Origin of the sequence: Bacillus sp. FSL R5-0512 (assembly GCF_038593295.1) — a bacterium.
Classification (GTDB): Bacteria; Bacillota; Bacilli; order Bacillales; family Bacillaceae; genus Bacillus; species Bacillus safensis.
On sequence record NZ_CP151982.1, the window covers coordinates 755,511 to 771,380 of the forward strand.

The window sequence follows — 15,870 nt, forward strand, 5'->3', positions numbered from 1 at the left end:
ATTCAGTAATTTTCCAGTTGCTATATCAATAAAACAGGTAAAAAGACACAAGTCTAAAGAATTAATTTGATTTCTACAATGGTCATTTAGAGAGTATTTCCATTGTTTCTTAATGTTTATGCAGGTTAAGCAAAAAAAATGAGCCATGGAATGGAACAAAGCGATGGATAAAAATTCCTCTCATACAATATATCAATATATTTTTGTGTTTCACGAAAATAATGGTTTTCATGTGTTTTTTAAGGGTTTTATTTATTTTAATAAGTGAACAAATTATCTAAATATACTTAAGTGAACATATTGAGACTATAAACTTCTGAATTGGGGTCGATATAGACAGTGACAGGAAATCTTCCATTGAAAGGATTGATAGTATATGACTGTACGAGCAGAGAACCTCGTTCAGAACTGGTTTCCGAGTGAGGACGGAAATGCAGGAGAGCGTAAAGAACTCATCAAATTGATGGAGCAGATCATTTCAGGGGTCGATGACCTGAAAGATCCCAACCGTGCACACCTTAAAGGTGAAAAGAATCGTGGGGAGGACTTTTACAAAAAGCTTACTGAAACAAGTCAAATTCCGATGAACGGCCAGCAAGCGGAACTTGTGAATGAAGAATTACTGAAGCTTTTACATAACCATCCATACCACACCAAGTATTTCTTCACGAACATTTTGCCAATGGCAAGTACACCAGGAATTTTAGGCATGCTGACAGCTATGCTGGTAAACGGAAACAACCTATGGGATGTTTATGGACCAGCAGGTGCGGAAGCTGAGGTCAGAGTGGTCTCAATGATGTCTAAGCTCATCGGATATGATCCAAATGTGAGCGGGGGATACACAACATGGGGAGGTCAAGGAGCGATTTTTTCAGGACTTCGTTTAGCGATCGCAAAGGCTGCGCCGGAGTCACTGCGAAAAGGAGTTCCGCAAAATCTTTATGCGTTTTGTTCTGATGCTGCACATTACAGCCTATTTAAGTCAATGGAAGCAACAGGACTTGGCACAAACAACTTAATCAGAATTAAGACGAATAAAGATCATTCAATGGATATGGAAGATTTGCGTTGTCAAATGGAACGTGTTGCACAGGGTGGCGGGATTCCCGTTTATATTGTTGCAACAACCGGAACAACAGATGCCATTGCAATTGATGATGTAAAAGGGGTACGTGAAACAGCAGAAACGATTGCTGAAAAGTATGATCTGAAGGTGCCGCATATTCATGCAGATTCGGCGCTGGGTGGATTCTTTGCTTTCTTTAATGAGTATGATGTATCGGAAAATCCGCTGCAATTCTCAGACGGTATTCTTCGTATGCTAAAAGAAATCAAAGCGAAATTCCAGCATCTGTCTCTTGCAGACTCGATGTGCTTTGATTTTCAAAAGCTTGGCCAAACACCTTACACATCCAGTTTATTCCTAGTGAAAAACGCTGCTGACTTAAAGCGTTTGGACCTGGAAGAACAGGAGACACCATATGTTGGCCATAGAGGCTACGGAGAATACCATACGGGTTATACACTGGAATGCTCAAGAATGGGAAGCTCGATCAGTATGCTGAGTGTGCTGTTAACGTTTGGGATTGAAGGCTATCAGCGCTTGCTTGGTCAATTCTTAGAAGTGAACCTTGCCTTCAGAGAAGCACTTAGTCGGGAAATTCCGCAAGCAGAAGTCGTGAATGATGACAACGTCGGAATGGCTACATTATTTAGAATTTACCTAGACGGCTCACCGCGTTTTCAAGAAGAGATTTCTGGCGAAGCGACTTCAATCGAAATTGAGCGGAACAATGAATTGAACAAAATGCTGTTTGAAAAGCTTGGAGAGAAAAGAGATGAGATGTTCTTTGGCGATACAACGAAGTTTTTACTTGTCAACTCGAAAGAAGGCCAAGAATTCTATCTAAGTGTTAGTAAGTTTTTTGTCATCTCACCTTATACGTTACCAGAGCATATCCCTCATATCGTATCTTATTTAAAAGATGTGATTGCATCTGTTTGTGGACAATTTGAAAATGTACATGCTTAAATCAAATCTGAGAGTGGAGATGTAGGAAAAAATGGCGAAACAAAGGAAATTTGGAGGATACACGATATCCTCTAAAATCATGTCAGTCGTTACCGTAACATTACTCGCAACCGTTGCATTATTCGTTCTAACCTTTTATCTAGTCAGCCAGGATTTATCATCCCAGTTATTAAAGCAATTTGATTATCGATTAACAACAGATATTGATACTGCCAAAAAAGAAATCGATAACATCGATGGAAACGTGCTCAGCATTAGCGGGAAGGATGATCCCATTTATGCCGAGATTAAAACGAAATTCACAGAGCTTCAAAAAGATCATACGCTTGAGAACTTATACGTGTTATCTAATAAAGGCGGTAAAGAAAGAATTATCGTATTAACTGGAGAAGACAATGATTTTGACCAGGATTATGCATTCTCAGATGAGATGAAACAAGCTCTTTCTGAAGATAAAATGGTCAAAAGTGATATTTACAAAGATTCATTTGGTACACATAAATCAGTCTTTTTGCCAATCAAGGATTCAGGCGGTGAGCTGACAGGGATTTTAGGCATTGATTTAGATGCGTCTGTCGTGCCTCAAACAACGCAGAAGCTGACGATCTATATCACAGTGGCATCTGCCATTGTGCTCATCGGTGGATTACTCTTCTCATACTTTATGGGAAGAAGAATTGCGAAACCAGCACGTTCATTGATGGAATCAGCGAACCGAATTGCTGACGGTGATTTAACTGGTGTGGTAGAGGTTGAAAGTAAAGACGAGATCGGCCAGCTTGCCGCATCCTTCCAAAAGATGCAGGGGCGGATCAAAGAGCTCATTTCGAAAATCTCACACTCATCTAGTGAAGTGTCGAAAATGTCTTCACAGCTTCGTACGGTGACGAACGAATCGAGTCAAAGTGCGCAGCAAGTATCAGAAGCCATGACGAATATGAGTGAAGGAATCAATGATTCTGTCGCAAATATTACGGATTGTACGACATCCGTTGCTGAGATCGATACGCAAATCGAAGGTGTCACAAAAGAAGTTGATGAAATGAAATCTGTTTCATCTAACGTACAAGAGCAGTCAGAATCTGGTCAAAAATTAGTGAACCATGTGCTTGATCATCTGAATATGCTACATGACAAGATGACCAACTCAAAGCAGGCAGCAGAAGAATTACAATCTCATTCAACGGAGATTGAAAGTGTCATCTCGATTATTACAGACATTTCAGCACAAACGAATCTGCTTGCACTGAATGCTTCCATTGAAGCGGCACGTGTTGGAGAAGAAGGAAAAGGCTTTGCTGTTGTGGCAGATGAGGTGCGCAAGTTAGCTGAACAATCAGCGGATGCGGCTAAAACCGTTTCAGACCTTGTCATCGGTACACAGGAAAACAGTCAGCGCGTTCTTGAAAGCGTAGAGGAAAGCAGTAAAGCAGTGGAAGAAGGACGTGAGCAAATGGAAGGCACGTCACAAAACTTCGCTTTGATTTACGACGGTGTGTCCCAGTTTTCAAGAAGAACGAACAATTTGCTTGCTTCTATTAAGCAAGTTGAGAAAGCATATCAAACGATTTCTACATCGATTGAGCAAATTTCTGTTGTATCGGAAGAACATGCAGCCAGCTCTCAAGAAGTGGCGGCAGCAACAGAACAGCAAAGTGCTGGTATGCAGCAAATTTCAAGTGCGATTGAACAGCTCTCTGATATGTCGGATGACTTAGCACAAATGGTCTCAACCTTCAAAGTCGACAATAAATAACGAGAAAGGGCTAAAATATTTTAGCCCTTTTTCTCTTTTCAGCGAAGAAGGGACGAGCACCTGAGCGCAGGATAGACACCGAATGCGAGGGGGTGTCTAGATGCTGAAGCTGGCTCTTGTGAGAGAGCCAGCTTTTTTGCTATGCTTAATCAAATACTTGCGGCGAAAGGAGAAACGCTATGGATTTTGCGCAGAGATTATCAGAAGAACGGATCAAAAAAGCGATGGATAACGGGGCTTTTGAAGGATTATCTGGCTTTGGGAAGCCTCTGCCAAAAGATGATGCTGCTCATGTACCAGAAGAACTTAGAATGGGCTACCGCATCATGAAAAATGCCGGATTTGCTGGGGAAGAAACAGCGCTGAAAAAAGAACTCATGACTGTCAAAGAGCTGCTTCGCTCCAGTATAGACGGAGAGGAGAGAAAAAAGCTGTCTCTCATATGTGAAGAAAAACAAAAACGTCTGGATGAACTTACATCTAAGCGCCAAACTTTTGCCCGTCCAGCTTCCTCCTTTTATAAAAATAAGGTCTACGAGAAATTAACGGAGCATAAAAAAAGATGATGACACGCTGCCTCTCCTGAGCACATTGAGGGGGCTTTTTTTATGTAAGCGCTGCATTTTGTTGTTGACTACATGTATATACAAATATAAAATAATAATCAAACATGTATATACAAGTTTTTTGGTTCTTTTTTCTTATATAAAAAAACGATCTCGGAGGGGATAGTATGGCTGATTATCAGGCAGCAGCAGATCAGATTGTGAAAGCCATCGGCGGCAAAGAAAATATTGATCAAGCGACACATTGTGTGACAAGGCTGCGCTTTGTGCTGAAAGATGAAGGTAAGGTGGATGAGAAAGCACTTGAACAAATTGAAGAAGTGAAGGGATCTTTCTCAGCGAACGGTCAATACCAAGTGGTGATCGGCCAAGGGGTCGTCAATCGAGTATATGCCGAAATGGTCAAAAGGACGGGGATTGGGGAAGCCACAAAAGAGGACGTCAAGCGTGCCTCTGATCAAAAACTAAATCCATTGCAGCGTGCTGTGAAAACGCTTGCGGATATCTTTATACCGATTCTTCCTGCCATCGTCACAGCCGGTTTATTAATGGGAATTAATAATATTTTAACAGCTCCTGATATTTTCTTCGATCAAAAATCGATTGTGGATGTGTATCCGGCATGGGCTGATTTAGCGAATATGATCAACTTAATTGCAGGCACTGCCTTTACCTTCCTGCCAGCATTAATTGGCTGGTCAGCTGTGAAGCGGTTTGGGGGGAATCCGCTTTTAGGAATGGTCCTTGGACTAATGCTTGTACATCCAGACTTGTTAAACGCATGGGGCTATGGAGCGGCTGAGAAGACCGGTGACATTCCTGTTTGGAACTTGTTTGGACTTGAAGTGCAGAAGGTAGGCTATCAAGGACAGGTTCTTCCGATACTCGTTGCCTCTTATTTACTTGCAAAGCTCGAATTATTTATTACAAAACGGACACCTGAAAGTATTCAGCTTTTAGTTGTTGCACCGATTACGTTATTAGTCATTGGATTTTTATCATTTATCGTCATTGGACCTGTTACCTTTGCAATCGGTAATGTTTTAACATCTGGACTTGTAGCTGTATTCCAGCAATTCGCAGCACTTGGCGGTCTATTATACGGCGGACTGTATGCAGCATTAGTCATTACAGGAATGCACCATACGTTCCTCGCTGTGGATATTCAATTGATTAACTCAAAGCTGCACGGCACGTTCCTATGGCCAATGCTTGCACTGTCCAATATCGCACAAGGATCAGCTGCACTGGCAATGATGTTTGTCTTAAAAGATGAAAAACAAAAAGGACTTTCGCTGACATCAAGTATTTCTGCTTATTTAGGAATTACCGAACCGGCGATGTTTGGGGTCAACCTGCGTTATCGATTCCCATTTATTTTTGCACTGATCAGCTCAGGATTAGCCGGTATGTTTATCGCCTCTCAAGGGGTGCTGGCAAGCTCAGTTGGTGTTGGAGGCATTCCAGGAATTTTCTCCATTATCCCGAAATATTGGGGGGCATTTGCAATTGGAATGGTGATTGTACTCATCCTCCCATTCATCGGTACTCTTTTATATGCAAAACTAAAAAAGAAGAAGGATTTTTCAGAAGAACTTAACTAGTGGTGGTGAAGGAAATTGAATCAGCAATCAAATGAACCATGGTGGAAAAAAGCGGTTGTCTATCAAATTTATCCGAAGAGCTTTTTAGATACAACGGGCTCTGGTACAGGGGATATCAATGGCGTGACGAAAAAGCTTGATTACATCAAAGAGCTTGGGGCGGATTGTATTTGGCTCACGCCAATGTATGAGTCCCCGCAGCATGACAACGGCTATGATATTAGTGATTATACAAAAATCCATGACATGTACGGCACAATGACAGATTTTGAACGCATGCTGAAGGAAGCGCATGAGAGAGGAATACGGGTCATCATGGATCTAGCCGTTAACCATACATCCATTTTCCATGAGTGGTTTCAAGCCTCGCGTGAGTCAAAGGATAACCCTTACCGAGATTATTATATTTGGAAGGAGCCAAAAGCGGACGGATCTCCTCCGAATGATTGGCAGTCGAAATTTGGCGGCCCAGCCTGGGAGCTAGACGAAGTAACAGGAGATTATTATCTCCATTTATATGATGTCACTCAGGCGGATCTCAATTGGGAGAAGGATGAGGTGCGCAGGAAAGTATATGACATCATGCACTTTTGGTTTGAAAAAGGAATTGATGGGTTCAGGCTGGATGTCATCAACAACATCTCAAAGGATCAGCGCTTCTTAGATGATGCCGGACAATCTGTGCAAGGCGACGGCCGCATGTACTATACGGACGGGCCGAGAATTCATGAATTTCTGCATGAAATGAACCAGGAGGTTTTTTCGAAATACGATAGCATGACAGTTGGAGAAATGTCTTCAACGAATATCGCAGACTGTATTCGGTATACAAGACCTGATCGGCAGGAGCTGGATATGACGTTTAACTTCCATCATTTAAAGGTGGATTATCCAAACGGCGAAAAGTGGGCGATCGCACCATTTGATTTTCAAGAATTAAAGTCGATTCTGTCTGAATGGCAGGCGAAAATGCATGAGGGCGGCGGCTGGAATGCGCTGTTCTGGTGCAATCATGATCAGCCGCGTATCGTCTCAAGATATGGTGATGATGACACGTATCATCAGCAATCAGCGAAGATGCTGGCGACCACGATTCATCTGATGCAGGGGACTCCTTATATTTATCAAGGTGAGGAAATTGGCATGAAGAATCCTCGCTTTGAGGACATTTCGTCTTACCGTGATATCGAATCACTCAATATGTACGAAGTCATGCTTGAAAAGGGAAAATCAAAGGAAGAAGCACTCGCCATTTTACAGGTCAAGTCAAGAGATAATGCGAGAACTCCAATGCAGTGGACCTCAGAGAAGAATGCAGGCTTCTCAACAGGAACGCCTTGGATTGAGCCAGCCGATAACGACATTTCGGTCGAAGCTGCGTTAAAAGACCGGACGTCCATTTTCTATCATTACCAAGCCCTTTGCAGACTGCGTAAAGAACTTGATGTGATCACATCTGGCAGCTTCTCCTTACTTTTAGCAGAAGATCCAAAGATTTTTGCTTATGTTAGAGAAAGCAAGAATGAGAAGCTCCTCGTGATCAACCACTTTTATGCAGGGGAGGCGGACTTTACGCTTCCTGATGAGCTTGTGCAGGCTGTAGATGAGATGGAGGGGCAAGTCCTGTTATCCAATTATGAGGATGTGCCGGCACATATCAAGGGATTTACGTTGCGCCCATATGAGTCAATCGTTTATCATTTAACCAAACGCTAGAAAATGGGGCGGAGGGAAAATGAAAGAGAATAAGTTTCGAGTGATTTATGATCAGCTCGCAAGACGAATTGAGCAAGGTGAATGGCAGGATAAAGGCATCCTTCCATCAGAGCATGAACTTTCTATCATGTACGACACGTCCCGGGAGACGGTGAGAAAGGCATTAAATATTCTTGTGCAAAATGGCTATATTCAAAAAATCCGCGGGAAAGGCTCTGTACTGCTGAATCGGGAGAAAATGCAGTTTCCTGTATCAGGTCTTGTCAGCTTTAAAGAGCTTTCCCAAACGCTTGGCCGAAAGACGGTCACAACAGTTCATGAATTTGGTTTAATCAAACCGGATCAGTATATTCAGTCTCAGCTGAAAATTGATGAACAGACAGACGTCTGGAAAGTCATTCGATCTCGCAATATTAGCGGGGAAGAGGTGATTTTAGACAAGGACTACTTTTTGCAAAAGCATGTCGAAGTATTGTCTAAAGACATATGCGAAGGATCAATCTACGAGTATATTGAGGGAGAACTCGGTGTATCGATCAGCTATGCTCAAAAAGAATTTGTGGTAGAGCCATGTACAGAAGAGGACGCCAAGTACCTTGATTTGAAGGGATTTGACCATGTCGTTGTGGTAAAAAATTATGTGTTCTTAGAGGATACGAGTCTATTTCAATACACAGAAAGCCGTCACCGATTAGACCGCTTCAGATTCGTCGATTTTGCTAGAAGAGAAAAAACGGACAGAGCCTAGGCTCTGTCCTTTTCAGGTTATGGGAAAAGTAGATGACGAATAGATCACTACTTTCTGGGGGAAAGATGATGAGAGTAAATAGACCATTAAAATTAAGAGATTTAGAAATATTCAGTGTGATGAAAGATCAGCAGATTTTATGTTATGTCATCATTGAAGATACGCGAAAACCGTTTACGGCAGAAGACAGAAAGCTGGAACCTTTATGTTATATGGATGAAGAAGATATACAAGCGTATTTGAATGTTTTTCATATTTCCATTATCAATGATGAAAAATTAAGTGAAGAGGATTTAACTCTTGTAGAAGATTATTTTGCAGACTTTGTGAATAATACAAACTTAACGAATTTTATTATAAGAAATTATGTTCAAGAGGATTTATATGCCGTCGATGATGAAGATGACATCACGTTCTTCAATAGAATGCTGCGTCATATAGGATCAGATGAGGTGAAACAATTTGATAAACGCAATTGGATTTATTTATCCCAAGATTGAGATGAGAAAAGACAGAGCATAGGCTCTGTCCTTTTCTTTTAGGATGATACATTTTTTCTTGTACGCTTGCGCTGGTAGTAATATAGGATACCGCCTGAGGCAAGCATGAGTACGCCAATCAATACAGCTGTATACATCATTGTTGCTGTATTCGGGAGTGTGCCGCCTGGGAGTCCGGTTCCATCTTGGTTTGGATCTGTACCTGTACCTCCGCCTGGCGCTGATGTACCGCCGTCTCCGCCAGTTTGATCTGGCGTTGTTCCAGCTGCCCCGCTTTGGTTGAGTACGGTATATTCGCTGAAGTGTTCAGTTTGACCTGATACGACACCATTTTCGAACGATCCGTTACTTGTTTTTGCATAACGGTTTTTCTTGCGGTCTACATAATATACACCAGGTTTCTTCGCCTTTTGAGGCTCATCTAATGTAAAGGATAGTGTGACAGAATCTTTAAAGGTAGAAACCTTTTTCTGATCTTGTTTGATTTGGAAATCATACGTATCCGTTAATGCATTTTTCACCTTATCCGTCTTTGTCATCCATATATCTGCGCTTTTCTCGGACAAGTTAGAGAGCGGTAATGCGAGTCCCACTTTGTCATGATAGATGGTGACGTTTGGATCTTGCTCTCTTTTCTTCAGCTCGGCTACCTGCGCTTTTGATAGAGACAATTGAACGTTTTTCGCTTCGCTCGCTTTGTCTAAATAGAGCAATGCTTTGTTTGTATGCTGCACATACGTTTGGAATTTCTCATCATCTTGAATGTCATAGGTGCCTTTTCCTTTCGCACGCGGAAGGAACACTTCTTTCACCCTGTGATCGATGACAGGAGAAATATGCCCGCCGTCTGCCTGTTCAATTTGCTCTTTGAAGATTTCATAGTCAACATAGCCTAAGTCTTCGCCGTGAGAGGCTTCTGTAAAGACACTGTAGCCATCTCCGCCTGTGCCAACAAATGCGTTTGTTGCCACGCGGTATGTTTTCTTATCATCAATGTCTGTTAGTTTGCCGTTTTCGTCTTTCAGTTTGACATCAATGAGTCTGCTGCCAGCTGGTTTACTCAGTGTAAACGTATATTCAATGCCGGCTACATGAGGGAATGCGCCGCCGCCTTCCTCAATGCCTGAAAGCCCTTGTTCGAGTGCTTTCTTAATTTGGCTGCCTTTTAGATCTGCGACATAGAGTGTGTTTCCAAATGGCATGACCGTTAAAATATCACCTAAAGTGATATCTCCTTTTTCAATGCTGCCTCGAATTCCGCCGCCGTTTGTGATGGCAAGATCAGCACCAGCAGATTCTTGCGCTTTCTTCAGCATGCCGTCAGCAATAAAGTTCCCAAGGTTCGTTTCCTTTGCACGGACATGCTCGCGTTGTCCATCTAAGAGGACATCAGCAGACCCGACTTTTTCCGTTTTTAAATCTTGAATATCTGCCTTGTACTGATCGAGGATCGCTTTTGCATCAGCATCTTCTTTGACAGAGTCATCGATGGTGATGAGATCAAAAGAAGATTCCTTTGGCTGTACGACTCCTTTTTGATTAAAGGCCACGTCTACTTTTCCTAAAAATTGTCCGTAGTCTTTTACCTGTGCGACAATCGTTGGTTCTTTCTTATTGACGACCTTTAATTTTTCAACAAGGGTGTGCGTGTGACCGCCAATGATTAAATCAATACCATCTACTTTTTGAGCAAGCTCAAGGTCACGGTTATAGCCAATGTGTGTTAAAGCAATGATTTTGTTGATTTTTTCTTCTGTTTGAATCGTGTTGACTGTTTCTTTTGCTTTCTTGTATGCATCCTTGAATTGAATGTTCGGACCGCTGCTGGATGTAATGGCCGTGTCTTCAGTGGTTAAGCCGAATACAGCCACCTTTTCACCGTTTACATCAAGCAGGATGTATGGGTATATCCCAGCTTCTTTTTTCTCACCAGCTTTAAATGTCGCTGGCTTTTTCACTAAGCCGCTCAATTGTTTTTCCTTAGAGACATCAACGTTTGATGACACAATCGGGAATGCAGGCTTTTCAAATTGATGACGGTTTTTCGCATCTACATCTGATGCATCACCTGTCAGGAATTGACGAAGAACAGAAGGACCTTTGTCAAATTCATGATTACCAAATGTCATGGCATCATATTTCATTAAGTTCATTAGTTTTAGGTCGGCAAGTCCTTGCCATTTTGTGAAATATAGGTCACCAGAGAAGACGTCTCCAGCATCTAATAAAATGTTGTTTTTGCTTTCGGCTCGAACTTCTTTAATCTTGGTTGCACGTCTTGCCGCATCATCAAGGTGGGCATGTGTATCGTTTGTATGCATCACCGTTAAATTCCAGTTGTCTGATGAAGGCGGTTCTGTTGTGCCATCCTCTTTAAAGGCGAGCTTGTACACGCCAAGGCCATCTGTGCTGGCGTTACGAACAAACTCTACGCTGCTTGATTTTTCAGCAAACGGCTTAGCTAAAAGAGAAGATTCGAATGTGACTGTTGCGCCTTTGATTGGTGCAATGGACCAGTTTTGATCCGCACTTGGGTTGATGGTTTTTTGTTCGATAATATAATCCATCAGTACTTGGCGGTTCTCATCAGCTGAGGCAAGCACCACTTTATCTTGCGTCAGATGCGGGAAGCCTCCGCCGCCAGAAGCTCGATAGTTGTTCGTCACGACTAAAAATTCTTGATTGTCAGAGACTGATTTCCCGTTGTAGGACAGGTTTTTGATGCGGTTTGCATTCGCATTAACAAGGGTGCCTGTTGTGCTGTACTTAGCAGGCTGCGTCACATCGACTTGATAGGTGATACCATCGATCACATCAAAGTTATACGAGCGGTATTCTTCGTTTAAAATAGGCTGTTCATTTGAATCGTTTGGTTTGATTTGATTAAACTGTCCGGCAGACATCTCGAGCCAGTCTTTGACTTCACTGCCTCTCAGTTTGACAATCTGCACGGTGTTATCGTAAAGGTAGAGATCGCCGATATTTTTAATCGCTAAATCACCTTTTGCGATATTCGTATAATAATTCACACCGTTTCGACCGCCGGCTTTAAACGGGGCGCCTGCAGATAAAATCGGTAAGTTTTTGTACGCGGTATCCTTCATTTTTTCTTGTGCATACCATTTTTGTGCATCTGTCACAATTTGAATAGAAGGGTCATCCATCACTTGAGCAAAAAAGCTGTTAATGTCTGCTTCTGTTTTACCGACAGGTTTTCTCACATAATCAAGTGTGTTTTGATGCGTTGTTTGAATGGCATCTTTCACAGTGCTGTTTTGAGAAGTGACTCCTGCAACAGGTTCAATCTTTCCTGTTCCGTCTGTGACCTTCCATTTGCTGCCGTCAGGCTCTAATGTTAAATCAATGACTCCGAGGTAGCTTCCCCAGTTTTTTGACATGACGACTGGAATGCCGTTGATGGTTCCTTTTGAGACATCGAATTTGTCGACGCCGCTATATTCAGCGCTTGGGAATGTGCCGTGCTGGTGGCCGGACACGATCGCATCGATGCCTTTTGTTTTCGTGGCAAGATCAAAGATCATATTTTCTGACCCTTTAGGCGAAGCGGTTTTTTCAATTCCTGTATGGGCAAGAGCGACGATGATATCTGCCCCTTTTTCCTTCATTTCAGGAATGGTTTCATTGGCAGATTCGACGATATCCTGCACTTGAACTTGTCCATCTAAATGTTTCTTATCCCACGTCATAATTTGCGGTGGAACGAATCCTATGTAACCGACTTTTACAGTTTGTGAAGCTCCGTTTGCATCTTTAAAGGTTTTATCTTGGATCACATAAGGCGTAAAACGGTGTTCTCCATTTAACTTTTTGACGTTCGCATTGACAATCGGGAAGTTAGCGCCGGCAATGGTACCATCAAGAAATGATAATCCGTAGTTAAATTCATGATTGCCAAGTGTTCCTGCATCGTATTTTAGTTTGTTGAGTGTATGAATAATGGGGTGAACCTTTGTTTGATTGATGATACTGTCTTTCTCATTTTTGTAAACGTATTCTCCAAGAGGGGTTCCTTGAATCAGGTCTCCGTTATCAACAAGGAGTGTATTAGGATTTTGTGAACGGTGCTTTTCAATCAGCTCGGCTGTTTTTGCCAAACCAAATTCATTTGTTTCTTTGTCGCTGTAATAATCGTAATTCATCATGTTGGCATGTACATCCGTTGTGGCTAAGATGCTGACTTTTACGGCATCTCCGTTTTCTATTGCTGCATGAGTAGGTACTGCTGGGAGAATGAGACTAATCATCATAATGGAAGTGAGCAGAATAGACAGGTTTTTCCTTCGTTTAGACCTATGTGCTTGCTTCTTCACCTGATCTCCGCCTTTCAAATTTTTTTGACCACAATACCTATTGTAGAAATGTTTCGTTAACTTTTGTAGTTATTTTTTGCAGATTATTGTAAAGATAACATAAATCATACGAATTACCTTGTTGAGGGAATATAAATAAGTCTAAATGCTTATTTTCATCATAAGGGGTTTTCTGATCGGGATAGGATGTTTGATTTCAATGTACCCGGGTATAGTGTGTAGTGTAACGATAATCAAGCAGGAGGGTTTCTACATGGGTAAGAAAATTGCAGTTGTATTAACAGATTACTTTGAGGATGTTGAATTCACCGAGCCTGCAAAAGCCTTTAAAGATGCAGGCCATGAGGTCACAGTGATTGAAAACGAAAAAGGAAAAACAGTGAAAGGGAAGCAAGGAGAAGCAGAAGTGAGAGTGGATGCGTCCATTGATAACGTGAAGCCTGAAGACTTCGATGCACTTCTGATTCCTGGCGGGTTCTCACCAGACATTCTGCGTGCAGATGATCGCTATGTCCAATTTACAAGAGCATTTATGGACGAGAAAAAACCAGTATTTGCGATCTGTCACGGACCGCAATTGCTCATTACAGCGAAGTCGCTGGAAGGCAGAGGCGCGACTGGCTATACATCCATTCAAGTAGATATGGAAAACGCAGGCGCAAAATTCAAAGATGAAGAAGTTGTCGTTTGTCAGGATCAGCTTGTGACAAGCCGTACACCTGATGACATTCCAGCATTTAACCGTGAATCATTAAAACTGCTCGCAAAATAAGCAGTTTTGACAGGATAAACAAAGCCAGCACCTTGCGGGGTGCTGGCTTTTTCTGTGCATGGATGAAGAAAGCGGCGTAAACCGCAATCCAGTTTCCTTTGCACGATTATTTTCTTAAGTTTTTTAGCTCGCTTGCGATGGCTTGCATTTCACTTGGGCTGAATGAAGATTTTTTCATCACCATTTGGTGTAGAAATTCAATATCTTCGTACTTGTCTGGACTGAAGTCCTCGGCTTTGATGACTCCAATGTTCAGCATATTTAACTTTTGCGAAATGTCTTCAATCAGCTGATTGACTTCAGCCGCTTTTTGCTCTGACAAGGGCGGCACGTCCTTTCCTGCATATGTGTTGAATAATATGTCTATTTTAACAGAAATGCAAAAGAATAAAAGGGCTATTAAGACGACACCGAGATGTTTTTCTCCTTTTTCTCCTGCTTGATCTTATCAATGATTCGTTTAGATTCAAACACGACAACCCCAGATAAACCGATGAGGCCGATTAAGTTAGGAACAGCCATCAGTCCGTTTAGCATATCCGCCACGCCCCAGACGAAATCATTCTTAAACACGGCACCGAAAAAGACAGCAATAACAAACACAACACGATAATACATCACATATGAATCTTTCGCCAAATATGTAAAGCATTTTTCGCCATAATAGGACCAGCCAATAATGGTGGAATAGGCGAATAAAAGTAAGCCGATTGCAACAATGATTGAGCCGATTGGACCAAGGAAATGAGCAAAGGATAACGAGGTGAGTGCATCACTTTTTTCTGTGACGTACATATCGGCCATGACAATTGTGATCCCTGTAATGGAACAAACAATCATCGTATCAATAAAGACTTGCGTCATTGACACAAGCGCTTGACGAGCAGGCATATCTGTTTTGGCAGCAGCTGCAGCGATTGGTGCAGAACCGAGACCCGCTTCATTGGAAAATACCCCTCTCGCCACACCCCAGCGGATTACGGTGCCGATTGCACCGCCTGCAACGGCTTGACCTGTAAATGCATCCGTAAAAATGAGCCCGACGGCACTTGGGACAAGATCCGCATTCATGACAAGAATGATCAGTCCGCAAATGACGTAGAATAAAGCCATGACCGGTACAAAAATAGCCGTCACACGGCCAATGCTTTTAATCCCGCCTAAAATCACGAGGGCAGTAAAGGCCGTAATAATAATGCCGGTGATCCATGTTGGAATTTGAAAGGTTGAATTCATGACACCAGAAATCGAATTTGACTGCACGAGATTCCCAATCCCAAAGGCAGCCGTAGCGCCAAAAATAGCAAACAGCACCCCTAGCCATTTTTGCTTCAAGCCATGCTCCAAATAGTACATCGGCCCGCCAGACATTTCCCCTTTTTCATTTTTGACACGGTATTTCACTGCGAGAACAGCTTCAGCATATTTTGTCGCCATTCCAAAGAACGCTGCAAACCACATCCAAAACACAGCGCCTGGTCCGCCGGCAATGACAGCAGAGGCGACCCCTACAATATTTCCCGTTCCAACCGTTGCAGCAAGGGCTGTCATTAATGCTTGGAAGTGAGAAATATCACCTTCTGATGTCTTATCTTGCTTTGAAAATGCCAGCTTAAGCGAATAGGGGAGCAGCCTAATTTGAATGAAGAGCACGCGAAAGGTAAGGTAAATCCCTGTCCCCACGATCAAAAACAAAAGCGGCGGTCCCCATAATACATCATTGATACTGCTGACAATCTGTTCTACCCATCCCATATGTATCCCCCTTTATTTGTTTATTTCTCCTAAAGTGTCACCTTTTTTTGTATAATGTGTCAATGCCGATGGGAGTTTTTCTTGCAA

At 42.3% G+C, this 15,870-nt stretch carries 11 protein-coding genes; 8 read left to right on the forward strand and 3 right to left on the reverse strand.

Annotation, left to right across the window (positions count from 1 at the left end; genetic code table 11):
* The first annotated feature begins 376 nt into the window (after positions 1 to 376).
* The 7 genes from NSQ25_RS03725 (at position 377) to NSQ25_RS03755 (ending at position 8,925) form a co-directional block, all read left to right on the forward strand.
* Positions 377 to 2,035, forward strand: a complete 1,659-nt coding sequence (locus NSQ25_RS03725) for a pyridoxal-dependent decarboxylase (RefSeq protein WP_120208616.1) — start codon at positions 377 to 379, stop codon at positions 2,033 to 2,035.
* A 31-nt stretch (positions 2,036 to 2,066) separates the two neighbouring features.
* The gene (locus tag NSQ25_RS03730) at positions 2,067 to 3,791 is read left to right on the forward strand and encodes a methyl-accepting chemotaxis protein (protein ID WP_041116177.1); all 1,725 of its coding nucleotides are present in this window, start codon (positions 2,067 to 2,069) and stop codon (positions 3,789 to 3,791) included.
* A 179-nt stretch (positions 3,792 to 3,970) separates the two neighbouring features.
* The gene (locus NSQ25_RS03735) at positions 3,971 to 4,357 is read left to right on the forward strand and encodes a DUF1992 domain-containing protein (RefSeq protein ID WP_041116179.1); all 387 of its coding nucleotides are present in this window, start codon (positions 3,971 to 3,973) and stop codon (positions 4,355 to 4,357) included.
* 167 nt (positions 4,358 to 4,524) lie between these two features.
* Positions 4,525 to 5,961 (forward strand): PTS system trehalose-specific EIIBC component, encoded by a 1,437-nt coding sequence (gene treP, locus NSQ25_RS03740; protein ID WP_101676698.1) that lies wholly within the window; start codon positions 4,525 to 4,527, stop codon positions 5,959 to 5,961.
* A 15-nt stretch (positions 5,962 to 5,976) separates the two neighbouring features.
* Entirely contained in the window at positions 5,977 to 7,677 is a 1,701-nt protein-coding gene (treC, locus tag NSQ25_RS03745; protein ID WP_326136709.1) for an alpha,alpha-phosphotrehalase, read from the forward strand.
* Positions 7,678 to 7,696: 19 nt separating this feature from the next.
* Positions 7,697 to 8,425, forward strand: coding sequence for a trehalose operon repressor (treR, locus tag NSQ25_RS03750; RefSeq protein WP_024425854.1), 729 nt, complete (start codon positions 7,697 to 7,699; stop codon positions 8,423 to 8,425).
* Positions 8,426 to 8,490: 65 nt separating this feature from the next.
* A complete protein-coding gene (locus NSQ25_RS03755) occupies positions 8,491 to 8,925 on the forward strand; it encodes a hypothetical protein (protein WP_034283689.1) in 435 nt (144 codons plus the stop codon).
* 38 nt (positions 8,926 to 8,963) lie between these two features.
* Here the strand turns inward: NSQ25_RS03755 and NSQ25_RS03760 are convergent, their stop codons facing one another.
* Positions 8,964 to 13,256: a multifunctional 2',3'-cyclic-nucleotide 2'-phosphodiesterase/3'-nucleotidase/5'-nucleotidase gene (locus tag NSQ25_RS03760; RefSeq protein ID WP_326136708.1), complete on the reverse strand. Its 4,293-nt coding sequence runs from the start codon at positions 13,254 to 13,256 to the stop codon at positions 8,964 to 8,966.
* A gap of 253 nt (positions 13,257 to 13,509) precedes the next feature.
* Here NSQ25_RS03760 and NSQ25_RS03765 point away from each other — a divergent pair, with 253 nt between their 5' ends.
* A complete protein-coding gene (locus NSQ25_RS03765) occupies positions 13,510 to 14,028 on the forward strand; it encodes a type 1 glutamine amidotransferase domain-containing protein (RefSeq protein WP_070326778.1) in 519 nt (172 codons plus the stop codon).
* Positions 14,029 to 14,134: 106 nt separating this feature from the next.
* Here the strand turns inward: NSQ25_RS03765 and NSQ25_RS03770 are convergent, their stop codons facing one another.
* Entirely contained in the window at positions 14,135 to 14,350 is a 216-nt protein-coding gene (locus NSQ25_RS03770) for a DUF1128 domain-containing protein (protein ID WP_003214000.1), read from the reverse strand.
* Between the two features lie 77 nt (positions 14,351 to 14,427).
* Positions 14,428 to 15,783: a sodium:alanine symporter family protein gene (locus NSQ25_RS03775; protein WP_034283694.1), complete on the reverse strand. Its 1,356-nt coding sequence runs from the start codon at positions 15,781 to 15,783 to the stop codon at positions 14,428 to 14,430.
* Positions 15,784 to 15,870 lie beyond the last annotated feature (87 nt).

Coding starts and splice junctions, on each gene's coding strand:
- NSQ25_RS03730 (WP_041116177.1), top strand. CDS start 2,067: ATGGCGAAACAAAGGAAATTTGGAGGATACACGATATCCTCTAAAATC.
- NSQ25_RS03775 (WP_034283694.1), bottom strand. CDS start 15,783: ATGGGATGGGTAGAACAGATTGTCAGCAGTATCAATGATGTATTATGG.
- NSQ25_RS03765 (WP_070326778.1), top strand. CDS start 13,510: ATGGGTAAGAAAATTGCAGTTGTATTAACAGATTACTTTGAGGATGTT.
- NSQ25_RS03735 (WP_041116179.1), top strand. CDS start 3,971: ATGGATTTTGCGCAGAGATTATCAGAAGAACGGATCAAAAAAGCGATG.
- treP (WP_101676698.1), top strand. CDS start 4,525: ATGGCTGATTATCAGGCAGCAGCAGATCAGATTGTGAAAGCCATCGGC.
- treR (WP_024425854.1), top strand. CDS start 7,697: ATGAAAGAGAATAAGTTTCGAGTGATTTATGATCAGCTCGCAAGACGA.
- NSQ25_RS03725 (WP_120208616.1), top strand. CDS start 377: ATGACTGTACGAGCAGAGAACCTCGTTCAGAACTGGTTTCCGAGTGAG.
- NSQ25_RS03755 (WP_034283689.1), top strand. CDS start 8,491: ATGATGAGAGTAAATAGACCATTAAAATTAAGAGATTTAGAAATATTC.